Consider the following 23090-nt stretch of genomic DNA (forward strand, 5'->3'; position numbering starts at 1 on the left):
GTCGGATTTTGAAACGAACAAGGAGATAAGCAGATTTTTATGAAATTAAAGGAATACATACAGACAAAACGTATCATTGCAGATGGAGCGTTTGGTACTTATTATATATCGTTATATGGGGATGGGAGCAGGGCAGAAAATGGTGCAGGACTTTCCAATCTTCCGGAGCTTGCTAATATAAAAGCGCCGGAGCGTGTTATCGGGATCCATACAGAATATATAGAGGCCGGCGCACAGTTTGTCCGGACGAATACATTTGCATCAAATACAAAGAGTCTTTCTGCTGATATGGAAAAAGTGAAAGAGAATATCCGTGCAGCGGTTATGTGTGCAAAAATGGCAGCGGGCAAAGTGGATCGGGAAATTTATCTTGCAGGTGATATCGGACCGATTCCTGTCGAAGGTATGCTGCATTCTGACCGGCTGACACAGGAATATATTGCGATTGGAGAAACATTGCTCAGTCAGGGAATCGATATCCTGTTATTTGAGACCTTCCCGGAGCTCGAAACGATCCTTCCGGCGGTTACATATCTGAAAGAAAACCATGACTGTACAATCCTGGTACATTTCAGCGTGAATCAGTTTGGTTACAGCAATACAGGGCTGTCTGCAAAACGTCTGATCGCAGAGGCAAATGCCTGCCCGTATATTGATGGTACCGGTTTAAACTGTGGTGTCGGTCCCGGACATATGGAGAAGCTGATCCGGAAGATCGCACCGGACGATACGACATTTCTGTCGGTGTTTCCAAATTCCGGATACCCGAAGTATCTGAACAATCGTCTGACATTCACAGATAATGCAGAATATTTTACTGAGAAGATGGAAGAGATCGCAGCTCTTGATGTCGGTATCTTTGGCGGCTGCTGCGGTACAACACCGGAGTATATCCGAAGGATCGCAGCAGGCATATCAGCCGATCATCCGGTTAGGAAAACAGAAACAGAGGCAGAGAAGATTACTGTCTCTGAGCATCCGGTATATGGATTTATGGAACGCCGGGTGAAAGAGCCTGCCCACAAACTGATCGCAGTTGAACTGGTGCCACCATTGAATGCAAATGATGAAAAGCTATTAGATGCGGCGCATATATTAAAAAATGCAGAGGTCGATGTTGTAACTTTCCCGGATTCCCCATCCGGAAGAACCAGAGCGGATTCCGTATTGATGGCAGAGAAGATCAGGCTGGAGACCGGATTATGTGTAATGCCGCATATCTGCTGTCGGGATAAGAATGCGATTGCGATCCGTTCTACGATCCTTGGTTCAAGTCTGAACCACATCACGAACTTCCTTTTGCTGACAGGGGATCCGGTTCCGGTACTGTTCCGTCAGACAACAAAGAGTGTATTTAACTTTGATTCGGTTGGAATGATGAAGATTGTTCAGGAGATGAACAGTGATACATTTACCGACCATCCGGTTACCTATGGCGGGGCGATCAATCACAACCGGATGAATACCAAGGCAGAAACAGAACGGATCAGAAGAAAAATGGCAGCGGGAGCGACCTTCTTTATGACACAGCCGATCTTTTCAGCCGAGCAGGCAGATGTTATAAGGCAGATGAAAAAAGAAACCGGGGCAACGATCCTGGTTGGATTGATGCCCCTTGTCAGCCGTAAAAATGCGGTATTTATGAAAAATGAAATGACCGGTATTGAGATACCGGATACGGTCATAGAACGATACCGGGAAGATATGAGCCGGGAAGAAGGAGAAGCCTGTGGTGTCCAGATCGCCAGAGAATTCATGGCGATGACAGATGATTTTGCAGACGGATATTATTTCTCATTCCCATTTAATCGTGTTCATATGCTGAAGAAGATCTTGAAATAGAAGCAAACATTTTCTCCGGAGGATTGGACAGGTACATGATCGTAAGCATGAGCGTGCAGGCTGCCCAGATGATCGGTTCTGTGATCGCAACACCGAGATAGCCAAGTGCAGGAGCAAGGAACAGAACAGCAAGGATTTTTCCTACCATTTCCATGGTACTGGAAAGAACCGGTACGATCTTTCTTCCCATACCCTGCATTGCACAGCGGAGAACAAACAAAGGCCCAAGGACATAGAAGCAGCAGACGCTGATCCTTATATACATAACTGCCGGATTGATGACTGCCGGGTCATTTGTTCCTGCGATCAACCGGATCAGAAGCGGGGAAGCAGGGAATCCGATCAGAATGATGATCGTGGTTGCGATCGTATTGATAATGATGCCGGCACGGACACCTGTTTTTACACGGTCGATCCGCTTTGCACCCAGATTCTGGCTGACAAATGTTGTAACTGCATTTCCGATGATATAGAGAACGACATCCAGAATGTCGAAGATCTTTCTGGCAGCCGTATGTGCGGTAATGATATTTGTTCCTAATTTATTGATCGAACTCTGTAAGGTGACAGTACCGAAATTAACGATGCAGCTCATGAAGCCCATAGCCAGAGCCGACTGTACCAGATCATTAAAATCTGCACGGGCAACACGGAATTCGTCTTTTTCCGGAATCAGAAAACGACACTTTGTAAATATATAGATAAAACATGCAATTCCTGCGACTGCCTGCGAGATGACAGTTGCGATGGCAGCACCAGCAACGCCTGACTGGAAGACCTGAATGAACAGCAGATCCAGACCGATATTTAATACAACGGATATGCTCAGGAAGATAAGCGGTGTTTTGCTGTCACCGACAGCACGCAGCAGATTTGCACCAAAATTATAAACAGCGGAGAAGATCAGTCCGGCTAAAATATATTTGACGTAGTTGTCAGCCATATGTATAATTTCCTCAGGTGTATCAAGAAGCACCAAAAGGTCATAGATAAACAGTAATCCTACGATGGTAAGTACAATGGCGGAGACAAGTGTGAGAATGGCAGAAACACCGATGCATTTTCTCATATTTTTCTTATCCTGCGCACCAAAATATCGGGCAATCGGTATGGACAGACCCAGAGTGGCACTGTTTAAGAAGCCGATCAGGGTGTTGGAAATAACACTGGTCGCTCCAACTGCGGCAAGTGCTTCCGGATTGATACAGTTTCCGACGATAGCGGAGTCACAGAAGTTATAAAGCTGCTGTGCGATCTGACCCAGGATCATTGGAAGAGCGTAGAGCCAGATTACTTTTATTGGTTTTCCTTCGGTTAAATCTTTCATATATATAAACGGCAGCATTTAAAATTGCTGCATCCTCCTTTCTGCTTTATAGAATTATATACATTTTTGTAAAAGTGTAAATAGCTTATACGGCAAAAAGGTATGGAGAAAATGATTGAGGTAATTTAGTGAAAATGACGGTTTGCGGAAGAAAATGATTTCTGATGCAGGAAAATAAATGCGCAGCAAAACCGGGTAACCGGATATGTAAGATAAATTTAGATTTGATAAAATAGTTATATGCTAGAATAAAATAACTGGAAGGTCTGGTCACATATGAAGAAAAAAGGCTTTTTATTTTTTGTAGTCTATATTCTGGTACTGGTGGGTATCGGAGTGATGGCTGTTACAAGAGCAGGAGAAACAAGCAGAAGAAAGATATCCATATATAAAGAGGCAACACCGGAGGATGGAACCGGGCAGGGAACAGAGACCTTGCAGGAGGTACTTCATCTGACAAGAGAGGCAGAGATCCTTGAAGTTGCAGAGCTTCCGCAGAAACAGGAATATAATGGTCTGCGGTTGGATGATAACGGGATGCCTTATGCGATCAGGATCAACCGGACACTGAATATCGTAACGGTATACAGTCTGGATGATGAGGGATATTATACAGTGCCGGTAAGAGCAATGCGGTGCTCGATCTCACTGGATGATACAACACCGGTCGGATTGTTTACGACGACAGAGAAGCGTCTGGAATGGGCGTTTCTGCAGGGAAATGTATATGGACAATATGCATATCAGATTCATGGAGGAATTTATTTCCATTCTGTGCCATATACAGAAAATAAACATGATAAGCTGGAAACATGGGAATATAACAAGCTTGGTGAGGGTGCATCCCTTGGCTGTATCCGGTTATGTGTGGCAGATGTCAAGTGGATCTATGAGAACTGTCTGCCGGGGACACAGGTTTATCTGTTTAACAGTGACTATCCGGGACCGCTTGGCAGACCGCAGCAGCCATATACATTTGCAGATGTGTCTGAAACCGGATGGGATCCGACAGATACGGCAGATGGCAGCCCGTATGAAGGAACGGCAGCGATCTATGGCGCAGAGGATCATACGATCAAGATTGGTGAACCGTTTGACAGCAGAACAGGTGTCATGGCATTTTCATCGGACAGACAGAATGTAACAGACCGGCTTATGGTAGATGGTACGGTGGATAATCAGATACCGGGGGAATATAAGTTAGCGTATTCTTTCTATGACAATGGAAAGAAAATAGAGCGGGATATATTTATCCGGGTTGTTGATACAGAAGCTCCGGTTATTACGATGCTGCCAGACCGGTTATATCTGGCCGGATATCATGGAGATAAAGAAGAACTGGCAGACCTGATCGCCAGAAATATTACTGCTTATGACAATGAGAAACAGATCATCCAATACAGATGGACACCAGAGAAGGATACAACAGAGGATGCAGAGCTTGTTATAGATCTTTCCAGGGTGGAGGATATACCGGGAAGCTATGAGATATCCTGTTACGCAGAAGATGCGGCAGGCAACCGATCCGAAAGTTATACAATATGGATCGAACTGGAATAAACAATGGTTGAAGATATCCTGATATAAAGGAGAGAAGCATAATTGGAGATTAAGTCAGAAAATGAACAGAAACCCGGCTACGAGGTTCTGGCGGAAACAGAGGAACGGGTTATCCTGTTTGCTGCAGCGATGGATGGTGTGGAGGTTTCTGAAACAGAAAAGTCGCTGGACGAACTGGAGGAGCTGTTAAAGACAGCAGGAGCACAGTCGGTTGGACGTCTGATCCAGAGCAGGGACCGGGCAGCCAGTGACCTGTATCTTGGAAGAGGAAAGGTAGAAGAGCTTCGGAGCATGATCGCAATGTATGATGCGACCGGAGTGGTGTGTGACGATGAGCTGTCGCCGGCACAGTTGATGAATCTGCAGGATGCATTGGAGATCAAGGTTATGGATCGTACAATGGTCATCCTTGATATATTTGCGGCACATGCAGGCAGTTATGAAGGCAAGCTGCAGGTCGAGCTTGCACAGTTGAAGTTCCGTGCGACCAGACTGGTCGGAATGAGGGATTCCCTGTCACGTCTGGGTGGCGGAATCGGAACCAGAGGACCTGGTGAGAAAAAGCTGGAGATTGACCGAAGAGTGATCAGAGACCGTATATCCAAGCTGAAAGCGGATCTGCGGCAGGTGGAAAACCGACGGACGGAACAGCGAAAGCAGAGAAGCCGGACCGGAATCCCGGTTATCAGCATCGTAGGATATACGAATGCAGGAAAATCCACCCTGTTGAACAAACTGACGGATGCCGGAGTGTTGGAGGAAGATAAGCTATTTGCAACACTGGATCCTGCAACAAGGAATGCGGAGCTTCCGGCGGGGCAGCAGGTGTTATTTACGGATACAGTCGGATTCATCCGAAAACTTCCGCATCATCTGGTAGAGGCATTCAAGTCAACACTGGAAGAAGCCAGATACAGTGATGTGATCCTTCATGTGGTGGATGCATCGGATCCGAACTGGGATGATCATGTTGCTACAGTATATACAACGCTCAGACAGTTGAATATTGATGACGAGAAAGGCCGGCCGGTGATCACGGTATTTAACAAGATCGATAAGCTGCCGGAGGATGCCGATCAGTCATCGATCAAGGATCTGAGAGCGGATCGTATGGTTTATATGTCGGCAAGAACCGGAGCAGGTATACCGGAGCTGTTGTCGGTGATCGAAGAAGTTCTCCGGGATCAGAAAACCTATATCCGCCATACATTTTCCTATCAGGAAGCGGGAAAACCGGGGCTTATCCGAAAATATGGCGAAATGATCACAGAAGAATATCTGGAGGATGGCATTTTCGTGGAGGCGTATGTTCCGAAGAGCCTGATCGGGCAGCTTGGCTTGTCTGATGAGGATTAAAGGAATATAGAGGTATTAAAAGTAAATTAAAATCAGGCAAATGCTTTGACAAATCCGGAGATATCTACTAATGTAAGATTTGTCAGGGCTTAAGACAAATATAAACAGAAAGCTGATTTCTGTAACATATTTATTATGAAAGGAAAGACAAATGGACGAAAATAATATGAATCAGGGATTTCCAGAAAATCCAGACGGTTATCAGGCAGCTCCGAATAATGGGGAATATGCCAATTACAACGCAGATCCAAATGGGAATGCATATGGCGGTTACAACGCAGATCCAAATGGAAATGCATATGGCGGTTATAATGCGGATCCGAATATGGGTGGCTATGCAGACTATAATGCAGACGCAGGCAATGGCGGTTATGTACAGCCGGAAATGAATGCATATGGAGATCAGGTTCCATATCAGGTTCCTGCACCAAAGAAGAAAAAAGGCGGCAAGATCGCATTGATCTCACTTATCGCAGTGGTATTAGTTGCTGCAATTGTTGCTGTTGTATTCTTCCTTGTAAGAAAAACACCGGAAGAAGTGATCAAGAGTTCGATCAAGAAAACAATTACTGATACGGTAGATAAATCTCCGGTGGAGGAAGCAACCGGTATTTCAGAATTCAGTGATGACAAGATGGATTTTGATGTCAATATGACAGTCAATAGTATCTATCAGATGGATGGTATCGCAGGATCTAATCTGGATCTGAATGGTGCATTTGAGAAGCAGAGTGACAATTCATATAATATGAATCTGAATGGTTCTCTTTCAATCGCAGATCAGGCATTATCCGCAAGTGTGTATTGTGTTGACCGGGTGATTTATTTTGAATTGCCGGAATTATACAATGATGTGTTTAAGATGGATCTGGCATCTATGATGGATGCACTTGATACATCTGATCTTGATACAGATGCACAGAATAAAGTGAAGGAGCTGTATGAGAAATATATGACTCCTGCAAATGAGGATCTTAAGAAGGCAATTTCTTTTGATAAGGTCGGAAATGCAACAGTAGAGAATCACAATGGAGATTCTGTTTCCTGTAAACAGTATACAGTTACACTTCCAACTGCAGATGTAAAGGCATATGTTACCGCATTATGTAATTATCTGAATGCATATGCATCTGAATTTATAACAGATGAGCAGCTTGAGTCTGCTGACATAACAAGATCAGATCTTGCACAGATATTTAATTATGTACCAACCTATTATGGTATGCTGTTCTCAAGAGATTTTGTATTAAATGTATATGTAAAGCATAATGAAGTTGTTAAACTGGGTATGGATTACAAGTTTACTGTACTTAATGCAGAGGCCTCACTGGCAGTTGACTTTATGGGTACAGACAGTCCGGCTGATGATATCTATGCAGCACTTTCTGTTACAAAGGATGAAGAAGAACTTGCATCTGTTACGATCAGTGACAAGAGTGAGAATGGCAAGGGTTCATATACAAAGAAGCTGGAAGAGACAGTTGTTGTAAATGGAGAAACGACTGCAACCCTTACACAGAACAGTTCATTTGTAAAATCAACAAATGCATTTGAGAGCCATATGACAGTTTCAGTAGCAGAACAGCCTGTATTTGCTTATGATCTGACAGGAAGCCTGAAGGATATCAACAAAGGAAAGTCTTATACAGTTGCTATAGATTCCCTGAAGGTAACAAACGGTGATTCTACTGTATATGCAGATTTGAGCGGGGAGATTAAATTAGGTGATCTTGGTACTGAGATTAAGACACCGGATTCTTCCAAGAATGTGATCGATTATACAGAAATGACAGATGATTACATGCAGAATAATATGAACACAGACAATCTGGAAAAGATCGTATCTGCATGGAAAAAGGCACTTGGTTCATCAGCAGATATAAAGGATGATATCAGTCTTGGAGATCTGACATCTTCTGATATTGATCTTGGAGATATCTCAGACATTGAGGATGATTCTGAGATGGTCGTAGACAGTGCTGATATTGATGATCAGGACTATTCCGGCATCAAGATGTCAGGCGACAGCTATACGATCGCGATCAAGGATCCGTCCGGCTATGACCGTGGATATGCAGATGATTCTGAAGTTGATATTTACAATGATAAGTACAATGTATACTACACACTGACACCGGACTGTGATAAAGAAAAAGAATGCGAGAACTTTGAAGCATATTTTGATTATCTTGGAGAAGATGGCAAAGTAGTTGATAAGAAGATGGAGCAGGTTACAGGTGCAAATGGCCAGACACTGGACTGCTATGTAATAAATTCAGAAGTTTACGGAACAAATATCCGTGATTATTATTACTTCTATCCTGTCAACGACAAGGATTACCTGGTTGTAAATGTCAATGTATGGGCAGACGGAGAAGGCGAAGAAGTAAAGGCAGATATAACAGCCATAGCAGATGAGCTTGTAAATGATCAGGTCATTGATATACAGAAATAGCAGGAGAAAAGAATTCCGGGAGCACAGATGATATGAATGTAGTAGAAGTGAAAAGGGTAAGGATCGGTGAGGGCGCAACTAAGATCTGCGTACCGATGGTTGCACCGACAGACTATGATGTAGATGCGCAGATCCGTACGATCAAAAGATCTAAGACAGATCTGGTAGAATTCCGGGCAGACTGCTTTGAGGACTGTCTGGATATGGATATATTAACAAAGACGCTGGAAAAGATTCAGGATAAGTTATCTGAGTTCCCGATCATTTTCACATTTCGTACCAGAAGTGAAGGCGGCAGTCATGATATTACACCGGATCAGTACCGGGAAATGCTTCTGCATGTGATCAAAAGCGGATATGCGGATCTGATCGATGTAGAATATTTCTATGATATTCCATTCGTGACGGAAGTGATCGAGACAGCACATGCACATGGCGTAAAGGTTATCGTATCGAATCATGATTTTAAGACTACGCTACCGATGGAGCAGATCGTAAACCGGTTTAAAGATATGATCAATACCGGAACAGATATTGCAAAGATTGCAATGATGCCGGAAGATGGCTCGCAGGTTGTTGATATGATGCAGGCTGCAAAGGAGCTTCAGGAATCTGGAAATCAGACACCATTGATCGTTATTTCGATGGGTGAGCTTGGCGTATCCACAAGAACGACCGGAGAAATGTACGGAAATTGTATCTCATTCGCAACTGCGGGAATCCCTTCTGCACCGGGGCAGATCGATGTAGAAGCACTTCGCAGTCAGCTGGAAATGATACATAATATAATTGGCAGCTAAAGATGAAGGATGGAGACTGGATGGTTTTATTTGCAGAGAACAGGGATTTTTTTGCAGATAAGATTCTCCGGTCTTTCTTCTTATAGAACAGGAGAGATCAGCTTGAAAGAATATATTAATCAATATCTGGACAGATACAGGAAAGGGGATTATTACCCATGGCATATGCCGGGACATAAAAGGCAGGATGTATTTAAAGATGATTTCTGGGAAAATATGTTTCTCCGGGATTTTACGGAAGCAGAAGGGCTGGACGATCTTCATGAACCGGAGCTGTTCATGAAGGACAGTCTGGAGCAGATGCAGCGGTTTTATGGTACGGAGAAAACCTATATGATGGTAAATGGAGCCACCGGAGGCATCCTGACAGCCCTGTATGCCTGTGCACCGGAGGGGGAATCTGTGTTGATGGGACGGAATTGTCACAAATCGGTTTGCCATGCAGTCAGTCTTCTGAATCTGAAGCCGGAATATGTCGTACCGGAGTTGCTGCCGGGAACGGATATATTTGCAGATATCACACCGAAACAGATGGAACAGGCATTAAATGAACTAAAAAAAACGGACAGGCTGCCGGCTGTGGTTGTTATCACATCCCCAACGTACGAGGGCGTGATATCAGATATCTGTGGGATTAAAAATGTGCTTGAGCCATATAATATTCCATTGATCGTAGATGAGGCACATGGAGCACATCTCCCGTTTATGCCGAAACGAAATCTGTCAGCGGTCGCAGCAGGAGCAGATCTGGTCATACAGAGTACGCATAAGACGCTTCCTTCACTGACACAGACAGCACTTCTTCATGTGAACCGGAAGGAGCTGATTCCGAAGGTGGAGAGGTATTTGCATATTTTTCAGACATCATCACCCTCTTATCTGTTCACACAGAGCATGGAGAAAGCAGTCGTATATGCGGGGAATCATCCGGAAGTATTTGATGCATATAGAAAACGACTAAAGCATTTTCGAAAAAAATGTAAGGAACTGAGGCATATCAGACTGTTACAACCGAAGCAGACATGTTATGCTTATGATAAAGGTAAGCTTGTATTTACTGTATCAGGTGTGCACCCGGCAGAACCGGGAACGGACAGCCGGAACGACATTCCGGCTACAGGACCGTGGCTTGCGCATGTATTAGCGGCGGAATATCAGCAGGTGGTTGAGATGGCAGGAACGCATCATGTGATCCTGATGACCTCATTTGCAGATAAGAAAAAGGCATTTGAGCATCTCTATGAGATATTGAAACATATAGATTCGGAGCTGACAGAAGCAGCGGATAAAGCAGGAAGAAATGCAGATCAGATGAACCATGCAGATTCCATGTCGGTGCTACCGGATATGGAGAATGCCGTTTTATGTAGTACAGGGTTTCATCTGCCGGAGCAGGTTATGACGCCGGGAGCAGCGTGGAGACTGGATAGCAGCAGAGAGAAGCTGGCAGAGGCGGAAGGAAGCATAGCGGCAGATTATGTATATGCATATCCACCTGGAATTGCAGTTATAACACCGGGCGAGAAGATCGACGGGCAGGTGATCCGGGATATTACGCAGATGGTGGAAACCGGTCTGAATATGATCGGAGTCGAATATCAGACGGATGGGATCTATATTCCGGTTACAGAACCTGTGCGGTAAAGAAAACATCAAAAGTTCAGGTGTTTAGATGACGATCATTCATTTACAAATATGATTAAACACATAAAGGAGCATGGAATATATGCAGGGAATATTTATAACGATGGAAGGTCCGGACGGAGCCGGTAAGACAACACAAATCGAACTGTTAAAGGATTATCTGAATAAAAAGGGATATGATGTACTTATCACCAGAGATCCGGGCGGAAATGCTGTCAGTGAAGCGATCCGTGAGGTCATTTTGAATAAAGATTTTACAGAGATGGGATATATGACAGAGCTGTTATTATATGCAGCAGCGAGAGCACAGCTTGTAAAGGAGAATATCAAGCCGGCATTATCTGCAGGCAAAGCAGTTATCGCAGACCGTTTTGTGGATTCATCAGCCGTATATCAGGGAATCGGACGGGGACTTGGAATTGATACCGTTTATAAAGTAAATGAATTTGCCTTGCAGGGCATCCTGCCGGATATGACATTTTTAATGGACCTGGATGCAGAAGTCGGTATTGCCAGAAAGAAAAATCAGGCAGAGCTTGACCGTATGGAACAGGAAAGTCTGGACTTCCATAAGAAGGTTGTTGAGGGTTATAGAAGTCTTGCAGAAATGAGTCCCGATCGTATCGTAAAAGTCGATGCAGCTTTGCCAAAAGAGGCAATACATGATATAATAACTTCGTATGTAGAAAAATGGCTGGCAAGACCATAGCATAAGCAAGGAGAATAGCATGATAGAATTTTCTGAAATTATCGGACATGAGGATATAATCCAGCATTTTAAGAGAAGTATAGAGATGGGAAAGGTATCCCAGGGCTATATCATAAATGGAGAGGAAGGCAGCGGAAAGAAGACTCTGACGCGTGCCATAATCAAGACTCTGGAGTGTGAAGAAGGCGGAACGGAACCATGCTGCAAGTGCAAATCATGCAAGCAGATGGATACGGATAATCAGCCGGATGTTACATGGGTCACACATGACAAGCCAAATGTGATCTCGGTAGAGGAGATTCGTGATCAGGTAAATAAAGATATAACGATCAAACCGTATAGCAGCCGGTACAAGATCTATGTGATCGACGATGCACAGCTTTTAAATGCAAATGCACAGAATGCTCTGCTCAAGACAATCGAGGAGCCACCGGAGTATGCGATCATTTTCCTGCTGACCAGCAATATTGACAAGATCCTTCCGACGATCATTTCCAGATGTATCGTACTGAATATCAAGCCTGTCAGAGAGCGGGATGTACTGGATTACCTGATGAATGAGCTGAAGCTTCCAAAGGAAAAAGCAGATTTTTGTATGGACTTTGCGCAGGGAAATCTGGGTAAGGCGATCCGGCTTGCGACCAGTGAAGAATATAAAGAGATCATAGAGGATGTAACAGGCATTCTCCGCAGGATCCCGGATATGACAGTCGATGATATTATATTTGCGATCAAGAATATGAACCATCATAAGCTGAAGATCAGTGATTATATTGATCTGATGATGATGTGGTATCGTGACATCCTGATGTTAAAGATCACAGGAAATGCCGGACGACTGATGTTTAAGGAATATTATACAGATATCCGCAAACAGTCAGCTCACATTTCCTATGAGGGTATCGAGAATGTTTTAAAGGCGATGGATAAGGCGAAGATCCGTCTGGAAGCAAATGTTAATTTTGATGTGGCTATGGAACTTATGCTTCTGACTATAAAGGAGAATAAATAATGAAAGAGATCATAGGAGTCCGGTTCAGACCGAACGGCAAGATTTATTTCTTCTCACCGGGAGATCATGATGTAGAATGTGGACAGTTTGTTATCGTGGAGACTGCCCGTGGCGTTGAATTCGGCAAAGTGGTTCTGGGAAAGAGAAATATAGACGATGGCAAGATCGTATCTACTTTAAAGACCATCATAAGAGTAGCTACAGATGAAGATAAGAAGAAAAATGAAGATAACAAGGAAAAGAGCAAAAAAGCATTTGTGATCTGTAAAGAAAAGATCGCAAAGCATAAGCTTGATATGAAGCTGATCGAGGCGGAGTATACATTTGATAATAACAAGGTGCTGTTTTATTTTACAGCAGATGGAAGAATTGATTTCCGTGAGCTGGTAAAGGATCTGGCATCTGTATTCAAGACCAGGATTGAGCTCCGGCAGATCGGTGTCCGTGATGAGACCAAGATGGTCGGCGGTATTGGTATCTGCGGCAGGGAGCTGTGTTGCCATAAGCATCTTTCGGAATTTGTTCCGGTATCGATCAAGATGGCAAAGGAACAGAATCTGTCTCTGAATCCGACAAAGATATCCGGTGTGTGCGGCAGACTGATGTGCTGCCTGAAGCATGAACAGGACACATATGAATATTTGAATGAAAAACTTCCAAATGTTGGCGATTTTGTCCGTACAACAGATGGAAACAAAGGTGAAGTCTTATCTGTAAGCGTTCTTCGCCAGAAGGTAAGGATTGTTGTTACGGATAAGGATGACAATAAAGAGGTTATGGAATATCCGGTCAGTGAATTAAAATTCAAGCCGAAGAAACGCAGAAGTACAGAGCGTATCAGCGACGAAGAATATAAGGCATTGGAAGCACTGGAAGATAAGGGAGGGAAATCCAAGTTTGATGATTGATCTTCTCCCTGATGAACGAATCGATGATCTGCAATGCAAGGGACATCATATCATACAGAATCCGAATATGTTCTGCTTTGGTATGGATGCGGTGCTGCTTGCAAATTTTGTAAAGCACAGACGGGATGGCATGTACATGGATCTGGGAACAGGAACCGGTGTGATACCGATCCTGCTGGCGGCAAAAGAGCCGTCTGACGGCACCTGCCAATTTATCGGTCTGGAGATTCAGGATGCCTGTGCAGAGATGGCTGGAAGAAGTGTCCGATTAAATGATCTGGAACAGAAGGTTCGAATCGATCATGGAGATATCAGAGAGGTCTCCTGTAATTACAGGAAGGCCTTTTTTGATATTGTGACATCGAATCCTCCATATATCAGCGGAAATCATGGACTGACGAATCCGGATGAACCGAAGAATATTGCCAGACATGAAATCTGCGTGACGCTTTCGGATGTGATCGAAGCAGCAGCATATCTGCTGAAGCCGGGCGGCAGTTTCTATATGATACACAAACCATTCCGGCTGGCGGAGATCTTTGAAGGGCTGCTTGCAAATGGATTGGAACCGAAGCGGATGCAGCTCATTCATCCATATATTGATAAAGAACCGAATATGGTGATCGTAGAGGGCGTAAAGGGCGGTAATTCCAGAATCAAGATCGAGCCGCCGCTGATCGTCTATAAAGAACCGGGCGTTTACACGGAACAGCTTCTTGCCACGTATGAAGGAGAAGCAAAGAAATAAAACAGACAGAACAGGAGAATCTACATGGCGGGTATATTATATCTGGTCGCTACACCGATCGGGAATCTCGAGGATATGACATTCCGGGCGGTGCGTACACTGTCCGAAGTGGATCTGATCGCAGCAGAGGATACGAGAAACAGTATCAAGCTGTTAAACCATTTTGAGATTAAAACGCCAATGACCAGTTACCATGAATTTAATAAATATGATAAGGCGAAGGTTCTGGTGGACAAGCTTCTTGCAGGAACAAATATTGCCGTTATAACCGATGCAGGAACGCCGGGTATCTCGGATCCGGGCGAGGAGCTGGTACGGCAGGCACTTGCAGCAGGAGTAACCGTAACAGCTGTACCAGGGGCATGCGCCTGTATCACGGCGCTGATCTCATCGGGATTGCCGACCAGACGGTTTACATTTGAAGCATTTCTGCCACAGGACAAGAAAGAAAAGGCAGAGGTTCTTGCAGGATTAAAGGATGAGACCAGAACGATGGTGATCTATGAAGCACCACACCGGCTGCAGAAGACACTTGCGGAATTATTTGATACACTTGGCGACCGCAGGATCACACTTTGCCGGGAACTTACGAAACGGCATGAAACAATCGAACAGTTTCTGTTGTCGGAAGCGATCGCCTATTATGCAGAGCATGAGCCGAGAGGTGAATATGTGATGGTGATCGAGGGCATGGATGTGGCTGCAGCAAAAGCAGAAAAGCAGCAGGAATTTCTTTCGATGACGATAGAAGAACATGTTGCCATGTATGAGAAACAGGGCATGACGAAGAAGGATGCGATCAAACAGGCGGCAGCAGACCGTGGCGTTCCAAAGCGTGAAGTATATAATGTGGTTATGCGATAGAAATAAATAGTTGTAAAGTTCATGCCGGAATGATTCATGTGAGATGAAAATGGTGTTTTGCAGGCGATTATAAACAGATGAAAGGTGAAAGGGGTATAAGCATATGACGTGGTTGGAGATATCAGGAACAGTTGGCAGGGTGGCAGCCTGCCTTGGATTTTTTATTGCAGGTATGGTGATCTTCTATCTGCTGACAAAGGTGATCTACCGGATACCGGAGAAACAGCAGTTAGAGCGGCTGCATGAACCGGGAAAGTTCAGAAATGCAGGGATCATTATATTTGGTGGTCTGGCAGCAGTTTTATTTACCGGATTTTTCGGAATGGGGTTACAGGGGATTATTTATTTCCTGTTTCTGGCGGTTCTTACGGTAGTGACCTTTATAGATATGGATACCATGGAGATCCCGTTTATACTGAATGTCATTATTTTCGTGATGGGTGTGGTATCTCTGATCCTTCAGTTCGTGTCCGATGCAGCTCCGGGATCTGAGTTCCTTGCAATGGATGGGGTTACGATCGTATCCAGACTGATCGGTATGATCTGTATCAGTCTTCCGTTATATCTGATCGTTCTTATTATTCCGGAAGGCTTTGGCGGCGGAGATATCAAGCTGATGTTTGCTGCCGGCTTCTTGCTTGGCTGGAAGGCAACAGTAGTTGGTTTCTTTATCGGACTGATCCTTGGCGGAATCTATGGCGTGATCTGTCTGGTTCGCAGAAGCCATGGTAAAAACGATCATTTTGCATTTGGCCCTTTCTTAAGCGTAGGTCTGGCTATTACATTATTCTGTGGAAATAATCTCATGAACCGGTATATTGATTTCTTGAAAGCAGCAATGAACCCGGAGATATAAAGAGATAAATCCTGAGCTGATATTATTTATAGAAAAAACTGCTTGTGTATTCGGATGAGATTGAGTATACTAAAGGGTATGGATGTTTAACGCGTTAAAGCGTTTGAGCGAAAAAGTTGTAATATACGGAGGAATATAGGTATGCCAATTATAGATTATCTGGAAAGAAATGCCAGAGAATTTGGGGATGATGTAGCGCTGGTTGAGATTAATCCGGATGTCACAGAGACGAGAAGAGTGACATGGAGAGAATATGAGCTGATCGAGGCGAATCCAACCTGTCAGTATAGACGGGAGATCACATGGAATGTATTTAACGAGAAAGCCAATCGTTTTGCAAATCTTCTGGTTTCCAGGGGAATCCAGAAAGGAGATAAGATCGGTATCCTGATGATGAACTGTCTGGAATGGCTTCCAATCTATTTTGGAGCATTAAAGACAGGAGCTTTGGCAGTGCCGCTTAATTTCCGTTATGATGCAGAGGAGATCAAATACTGCGTAGAGCTTGCGGATGTGGATGTACTTGTATTTGGACCTGAATTTATCGGGCGAGTTGAGACAGTTGTAGATGAGATCGCAGAGAAGCGTATTCTGTTATATGCCGGTGGCAACTGCCCAACATTTGCAGAGGACTACGACAAGCTGACAGCAAACTGTTCCAGTACCTTTGAAAAGAGAGATATTAAAGACAGTGACGATGCAGCGATCTATTTCTCATCAGGAACAACAGGTTTTCCAAAGGCAATCTTACATAACCATGAGAGCTTGATGCATGCAGCTACAGTTGAGCAGAAGCACCATGGACAGACAAAGGATGATGTATTCTTATGTATTCCGCCTTTATATCATACAGGTGCAAAGATGCATTGGTTCGGAAGCCTGATCACAGGCGGAAAAGCAGTTCTGTTAAAGGGTGTTAATGCAAAGACGATTCTTCAAACTGTATCCGATGAACAGTGTACCATTGTATGGCTGTTAGTACCATGGGCACAGGATCTGCTGCTGGCATTAGAATCAGGGGAAGTAAAATTATCAGATTATAAGCTGGATCAATGGAGACTGATGCATATCGGAGCACAGCCGGTTCCACAGAGCCTGATCAAACGTTGGAAAGAATATTTTCCACATCACCAGTATGATACAAACTATGGTCTGTCAGAGTCTATCGGACCGGGTGCGGTACATCTGGGCGTAGAGAATATCGATAAAGTTGGTGCGATCGGCGTGCCGGGATATGGTTGGCAGGTGCGTATCGTAGATGAAGATGGTAAAGATGTGAAGCAGGGAGATGTTGGAGAACTGCTATTAAAGGGACCTGGCGTTATGACCTGTTATTATAAGAATCCGGAAGCAACGGCTGAGACATTAAAGGATGGATGGCTGTATACCGGAGATATGGCAGAGCAGGATGCAGATGGCTTCATCTATCTGGTTGACCGTAAGAAGGATGTTATCATCAGCGGTGGTGAGAATATTTATCCGGTACAGATCGAGAATTTCCTGAGTAAATATCCAAAGGTCAAAGACGTAGCAGTTATAGGACTTGCAGATCCACGACTTGGTGAGATCACGGCAGCGATCATCGAGACAAAGGACGGTGTGGAATGTACCGAAGATGAGATCAATGAATTCTGCAAGGAGCTTCCAAGATACAAGAGACCGAGAAGAATTATTTTTGAGGATGTACCGAGAAATGCAACCGGTAAGATCGAGAAGCCGCTGCTTCGTAAGAAGCATAAGAGCGATAACCTTGTTGCAGCCGAGAATAATGCATAAAGAGATCACAGATCGTGGTATTATACAGATAAAGAATGCAGAATCTGATATGTATTCTTTACAAATCCAGATGTGTGTGCTTAAATATATAGTCGGAATTACAAAATACAACAGGAAGGTAAGATGATCATGAAGACACCATTTGTAACAAAAGCACAGGTTGATGAGATGATTAAGAAATACCCAACACCATTTCATCTTTATGACGAAAAAGGAATCAGAGAAAATGCAAGAAAGTTATATCAGGCATTTTCATGGAATAAGGGATTTAAGGAGTTCTTTGCGGTAAAGGCAACCCCAAATCCTACTATTCTTCGTATTTTAAAGGAAGAAGGATGCGGTACAGACTGCTCATCACTGACAGAGCTTATGATGTCAGATAAACTGGGATTTACCGGAGACGAGATCATGTTTTCATCCAATGATACGCCGGCAGAGGAATTCATCCTTGCAAAGAAGCTTGGTGCAACGATCAATCTGGATGATTTCACACATATTGACTTCCTTGAAAAGACAGCAGGAATTCCCGAGAAGATCTGCTGCAGATATAATCCGGGTGGAACATTCTCTATTTCTACAACGATCATGGACAACCCCGGAGATGCCAAGTATGGCATGACCAAGGATCAGATCATTGAGGCGTATCGTATCCTGAAGGGCAAAGGTGTAAAGAGATTTGGAATGCATGCATTTCTTGCAAGCAATACAGTGACGAATGACTACTATCCGGTTCTTGCAAGAACCTTATTTGAGGTAGCGGTTGAGATTAAGGAAAAGACAGGCGTAAAGCTTGACTTTATCAATCTGTCAGGCGGCGTAGGTGTTCCGTATACACCGGATAAAGAGCCGAATGATATCCTTGCGATCGGCGAAGGCGTAAGAAAGGTATACGAGGAGATCCTGGTTCCTGCAGGAATGGGTGACGTAGCCCTTTACACAGAGCTTGGACGATTCATGTTGGCTCCTTATGGCCATTTGATCACAACAGCGATTCATGAGAAACATACACACAAGGAATATATCGGTGTAGATGCATGTGCAGTTAATCTGATGCGGCCTGCCATGTATGGTGCATATCACCATATTACAGTTCTTGGTAAAGAGAATGAACCATGCGACCACAAATACGATGTAACAGGTTCGCTGTGTGAGAATAATGATAAATTTGCGATTGATCGTATGCTTCCAAAGATCGATATGGGAGATGTTCTGGTAATTCATGATACAGGTGCACATGGCTTTGCAATGGGATATAACTATAACGGCAAGCTGAAATCCGCAGAGGTTCTCCTCTGTGAAGACGGCAGTACCAAACTGATCCGCAGGGCAGAGACACCGGATGATTATTTTGCTACATTAGACGGCTTCTGGAATGTGGATCTGAACGAAAAATAAGTTCACCTGAGACGCTTGAGAATCGTTGTGCCGGGTTATAGAAAAAAGCAAAAAAAACAGCCATTTTGGAGAAATATTTGTTCCCAAAATGGCTGTTTTAGTTTATACTGAATTTTAGTCAGGCTTTTTCAGGTTCCGGGTAATCAATACCAAATGTGTCAACAGTTACGGAAGCCATTTTCTGTTCTTTTACAGGACGATCACCGTAAGTTGTTCGGGTTGTTGCAATCTTATTTACAACATCCATTCCTTCGATTACTTTGCCAAATGCAGCGTATGCACCGTCTAAATGAGGAGCGGCCTTGTGCATGATAAAAAACTGGGAACCTGCAGAATCCGGTCGCATGGAACGAGCCATGGAGAGAACACCTTCAGTGTGCTTCAGGTCGTTCTTGAAGCCATTCTGTGAGAATTCACCTTTAATGCTATAGTTTGGTCCGCCCATTCCGGTTCCTTCCGGGCATCCGCCCTGAATCATGAAACCATTGATGATACGGTGAAAGTTCAAACCATTGTAAAAGCCTTTTTTTACGAGTGAGATAAAGTTATTAACTGTATTAGGAGCAATGTCCGGGTACAGCTCAGCCTTTATAACATCACCGTTTTCCATTGTAATTGTTACTATTGGATTTGCCAAAATAAATCGCATCCTTTCATTTATGATGAGGCTATCATATCATTACAGGCTTTACAAAGTCAATGTTGGATGCATTGTTTTGGGTTGGGGTATATTTTTTATTGGGGAATAAAAAGTTACAAACAGAAAAAGGAGAAACGCAGAGTGAAGAACGGAAAAGGTATTAAGGTAATTATTGTATTGGTCGTCGTTATTGCCCTTGTTGTGATAGGCGGATTAAAGATTAAAAATGTCTATGATGGATTTATGGGTGAGTACAAGGGGACGGAGAGCGCATCGGGAACAGATGTAACGATCGAGATTCCGGAAGGAGCATCGTCAAAGAAGGTGGCAGCGATCCTGCATGACGCCGGACTGATCAAGTATGAATATGCATTTGTATTACGAGTGAAAGAATCAGAATACAGAGGACGGATCCAGCCCGGTACATTTACACTGAACACCGGAATGAGTACACTCGAGATGATAGAAGAACTTTGTTATGTAGAACCTGTCAAGGAAGTTGTTGATACACTGACGATACCGGAAGGATACAGTATCGAACAGATCGCAGCAAAATGCGAGGAGCAGGATATTTGCAGCTCGGAGGAATTCCTGAATGAAGTAAAGAACGGAAATCATCAGATCCCGTTCAGTACCGGAGACATGAATACAGATGGTGCGAAGTACGACCTTCAGGGATATCTGTTTCCGGCAACCTATGATATTTATGAAGATACGACTGCGGCAAGTCTGATTGATACGATGCTGGAAAAATTCCGGAGCGTTTATACCTCAGAATACAGTGCCAAGGCAGCAGATCTTGGATATACAGATTATCAGATCCTGATCATGGCATCAATCGTGGAACGTGAAGCAAAGATTGACAGTGAGAGACCAATCATTGCAGGTGTTATCTATAATCGTTTAAAGATCGATATGATGCTTCAGATGTGTCCGACGGTTCTGTACCCTCTGACAGACGGAATGTATGATAAGTCAGAGGTTACTTATGATGATCTGGAGATCGAATCACCATACAACACTTATAAAAATACCGGACTTCCGGTAGGACCGATCTGCAATCCGGGTCAGGCATCGATAGAGGCTGTATTATATCCGGATGAGAACGATTATCTGTATTATCATACCAGTAATGCCGGAGATGGAAGCCATATCTTCTCATCCACATATGATGAACATATTAATACGCAGTAATGTATTGGTCAGATTGCCGATTTCTTTTTAAAAAGACTTGCGATATATGGTGAAATTATATATACTTATAGAGTATGCATGGACAATGGGATAATTTGTTACCTTATATGCACAGCAGAACGTGTGATAGGAGGATTGTTTGATGAGAAAAGTGAATTTCAAAGTAAGAAATATAGGCTCTGAAAAGTATTTGTCTTATGTTTTGGATGATGAGACAGATCTGGATGAAGAGTTGCTTGATTACCTTGATGATAATAAAATTGCAGAACTCATTGATATCATTTATGAAGAAGATGATGAGAATGATTATCTTACATACAATATAACGGACAGAACAACAGTTGGAGCACTCCTTTCAGGCACGGTACATGCAGAGATGATGCTGGGTATAATCAGAGGGGTTGCATCAGGAATTATGAATATGCGTGATCTGGGAATCCCTGTTTCATATGTTATTCTGAATAAGGATTTTACATATGTAAATCCTGTAACGTTTGATGTAAAGATGATCTGTATTCCGGTAGGATCGGATGTGGCAGCAAATGCGGAATTTAAGGCTTTTGTAAAAGGCCTGATTCTGAATGCAACATATGCGGACGATGAAGATTGTAATTATGTTGCTAAGCTTATAAATATGCTGAATGTAGAGAAGTTCACGATCCGTGGTTTTGTAAGTCAGATCACAGAGCTGATGGAGGCTGCCGGATTACAGGTAGAAGAAGAATTTATGGATGTTGGAGATTCCGGCGTGGAGGTTTCTCAGGGTGTGGATATTCCACAGGGTGATACCTCTCTGGATGATCTTCCGGAATTTAAGGATATATCATTTGACGATGATGACGATGATGGCCTTGAGATGTACGAGGAAGAACCGACAGAAGAGAATACGATCTTCAAAGATCTGGATTTGAATGCAGATGTTGACAGCGCACTGAATTCTGTAAATATGGATCTGTTCGATGAGAGTAATCTGGAAGAGCTTACACTGGATGAAGATGCAGAGTTAGAAGAAACGGCTCATGATGAGGCAGAACCGGAAACAGAAGAAGCAGAGGCAGAAGATATTAAGCCTGCGGCAGAGATTCCGATAGAGACACCGGAGGAGGCAGAAGAGTCAGAAGGTATGACAGAGATGCTGACGGGTGCTGATCTGGCGGACATCGGTGAAGAAAAGCCACATGCATTTAATATCAAGGAGATTGCACATACTGCTGAGGGTGTGACAGAAATTTCTGCTGAAAGCAAGATGGAAGAAAAACCGGTATTGATCGATACTCAGGATCTGGATAATCTGATCGAGAAACCACCGGTTATGAAGAACATAAGAATCAACCGTGCAAAGATCATTCAGAAGGCTTCTGTTGAGATGGAGGATGATGAGGTTATTGATAATCCAACGGAGCAGATCCGGGGAGCGGGTGACGTAGATGAGGCGAATGCAGTAGAGCCTGAAACCCTTACAACACCGGTTCCTGTTGAAGAAAAGGAAGAGCCTGAAACAGGAGCGACCGGAACAACGGTTGAGCTTACAGGTGGCATGAGTGTTGTACAGGATCAGACACCGGAGGAAGAGAAGAAGCCTGCACCGGGTGTGCCGAAGGCAATGCCATATATTATCCGTGTAAACACAAAGGAACGTGTTATGGTAAATAAGGCAGTATTTAAGCTTGGTAAGGCAAACCGTGGTGTTGATTTCACAATTGACGGAAATGGTGCGATCAGCAGAGTACATGCGATTATTTATCAGAGAGATGACGGTTGTTACCTGAAAGATAACAAAGCGACAAATGCTACACTGGTAGATGGCGTGAAGCTGGAAGAAGGTCAGGAAGTTAAGCTTAAGAATGATGCGACGATCACAATCGGCGGAGAAGATTTCATTTTCAAATTAAGCTAATATATATTATCACCCGGATCGGGTGAACACGAGCAGGTAGGAATACCTGCTTTTGGTGTATACATGGAAAATAATTATCCGGACAGTATTGGAATTTCCGGATCATG

18 protein-coding genes are annotated in these 23090 nt (G+C 43.7%); 16 read left to right on the forward strand and 2 right to left on the reverse strand.

All coding sequences use genetic code 11. The annotated features are described in order from the left end of the window. Window positions 1-39 precede the first annotated feature (39 nt). Window positions 40-1842, forward strand: a complete 1803-nt coding sequence (locus DWY07_RS06070) for a bifunctional homocysteine S-methyltransferase/methylenetetrahydrofolate reductase (protein ID WP_117822477.1) — start codon at window positions 40-42, stop codon at window positions 1840-1842. Here the strand turns inward: DWY07_RS06070 and DWY07_RS06075 are convergent. Next, window positions 1805-3169, reverse strand: coding sequence for an MATE family efflux transporter (locus tag DWY07_RS06075; protein ID WP_117822557.1), 1365 nt, complete (start codon window positions 3167-3169; stop codon window positions 1805-1807). The genes DWY07_RS06070 and DWY07_RS06075 overlap by 38 nt on opposite strands. 276 nt (window positions 3170-3445) lie before the next feature. On the opposite strand from DWY07_RS06075, the gene DWY07_RS06080 reads away from it, so the two are divergent. From DWY07_RS06080 to DWY07_RS06140, 13 genes are all read left to right on the forward strand, one after another. Then, window positions 3446-4729 (forward strand): L,D-transpeptidase family protein, encoded by a 1284-nt coding sequence (locus DWY07_RS06080; protein ID WP_117807799.1) that lies wholly within the window; start codon window positions 3446-3448, stop codon window positions 4727-4729. Window positions 4730-4771: 42 nt separating this feature from the next. Next, the gene (gene hflX / locus DWY07_RS06085; RefSeq protein ID WP_330584338.1) at window positions 4772-6085 is read left to right on the forward strand and encodes a GTPase HflX; all 1314 of its coding nucleotides are present in this window, start codon (window positions 4772-4774) and stop codon (window positions 6083-6085) included. Window positions 6086-6236: 151 nt separating this feature from the next. Next, window positions 6237-8540, forward strand: a complete 2304-nt coding sequence (locus DWY07_RS06090; RefSeq protein WP_117822478.1) for a hypothetical protein — start codon at window positions 6237-6239, stop codon at window positions 8538-8540. 32 nt (window positions 8541-8572) lie between these two features. Further along, the gene (gene aroD, locus DWY07_RS06095) at window positions 8573-9340 is read left to right on the forward strand and encodes a type I 3-dehydroquinate dehydratase (protein WP_021944359.1); all 768 of its coding nucleotides are present in this window, start codon (window positions 8573-8575) and stop codon (window positions 9338-9340) included. A 102-nt stretch (window positions 9341-9442) separates the two neighbouring features. Continuing rightward, the gene (locus tag DWY07_RS06100; protein WP_181983891.1) at window positions 9443-10984 is read left to right on the forward strand and encodes an aminotransferase class I/II-fold pyridoxal phosphate-dependent enzyme; all 1542 of its coding nucleotides are present in this window, start codon (window positions 9443-9445) and stop codon (window positions 10982-10984) included. An 82-nt stretch (window positions 10985-11066) separates the two neighbouring features. Further along, window positions 11067-11693 (forward strand): dTMP kinase, encoded by a 627-nt coding sequence (gene tmk / locus DWY07_RS06105; RefSeq protein ID WP_117822480.1) that lies wholly within the window; start codon window positions 11067-11069, stop codon window positions 11691-11693. 19 nt (window positions 11694-11712) lie between these two features. After that, window positions 11713-12705: a DNA polymerase III, delta' subunit gene (locus tag DWY07_RS06110; RefSeq protein ID WP_021944362.1), complete on the forward strand. Its 993-nt coding sequence runs from the start codon at window positions 11713-11715 to the stop codon at window positions 12703-12705. Beyond that, window positions 12705-13613, forward strand: coding sequence for a stage 0 sporulation family protein (locus DWY07_RS06115; protein WP_021944363.1), 909 nt, complete (start codon window positions 12705-12707; stop codon window positions 13611-13613). The genes DWY07_RS06110 and DWY07_RS06115 overlap by 1 nt, the downstream gene beginning before the upstream one ends. Then, on the forward strand, window positions 13606-14361 hold the full coding sequence (locus DWY07_RS06120) for a tRNA1(Val) (adenine(37)-N6)-methyltransferase (protein WP_181983894.1): 756 nt from the start codon (window positions 13606-13608) through the stop codon (window positions 14359-14361). Before DWY07_RS06115 ends, DWY07_RS06120 begins: the two co-directional genes overlap by 8 nt. A gap of 24 nt (window positions 14362-14385) precedes the next feature. Then, a complete protein-coding gene (gene rsmI / locus DWY07_RS06125) occupies window positions 14386-15225 on the forward strand; it encodes a 16S rRNA (cytidine(1402)-2'-O)-methyltransferase (RefSeq protein ID WP_117807789.1) in 840 nt (279 codons plus the stop codon). A gap of 103 nt (window positions 15226-15328) precedes the next feature. After that, entirely contained in the window at window positions 15329-16081 is a 753-nt protein-coding gene (locus DWY07_RS06130; protein WP_117822481.1) for an A24 family peptidase, read from the forward strand. A 141-nt stretch (window positions 16082-16222) separates the two neighbouring features. Continuing rightward, window positions 16223-17857, forward strand: coding sequence for a class I adenylate-forming enzyme family protein (locus tag DWY07_RS06135; protein ID WP_117784635.1), 1635 nt, complete (start codon window positions 16223-16225; stop codon window positions 17855-17857). 129 nt (window positions 17858-17986) lie between these two features. Further along, complete coding sequence (locus tag DWY07_RS06140; RefSeq protein WP_347465302.1) at window positions 17987-19252, forward strand: diaminopimelate decarboxylase; 1266 nt, start codon at window positions 17987-17989, stop codon at window positions 19250-19252. Window positions 19253-19370: 118 nt separating this feature from the next. Here DWY07_RS06140 and DWY07_RS06145 read toward each other — a convergent pair whose 3' ends face one another. Next, window positions 19371-19889 (reverse strand): peptidylprolyl isomerase, encoded by a 519-nt coding sequence (locus DWY07_RS06145; protein WP_021944557.1) that lies wholly within the window; start codon window positions 19887-19889, stop codon window positions 19371-19373. A 144-nt stretch (window positions 19890-20033) separates the two neighbouring features. On the opposite strand from DWY07_RS06145, the gene mltG reads away from it, so the two are divergent. Together mltG and DWY07_RS06155 are read left to right on the forward strand one after the other, a co-directional pair. Beyond that, window positions 20034-21086, forward strand: a complete 1053-nt coding sequence (mltG, locus tag DWY07_RS06150) for an endolytic transglycosylase MltG (protein ID WP_242997317.1) — start codon at window positions 20034-20036, stop codon at window positions 21084-21086. A gap of 142 nt (window positions 21087-21228) precedes the next feature. Further along, a complete protein-coding gene (locus DWY07_RS06155; RefSeq protein WP_117822483.1) occupies window positions 21229-22983 on the forward strand; it encodes an FHA domain-containing protein in 1755 nt (584 codons plus the stop codon). The last annotated feature ends 107 nt before the right edge of the window (window positions 22984-23090 follow it).

The sequence above is a fragment of the Clostridium sp. AF23-6LB genome, assembly GCF_003461085.1.
Lineage (GTDB): Bacteria > Bacillota > Clostridia > Lachnospirales > Lachnospiraceae > Coprococcus > Coprococcus ammoniilyticus.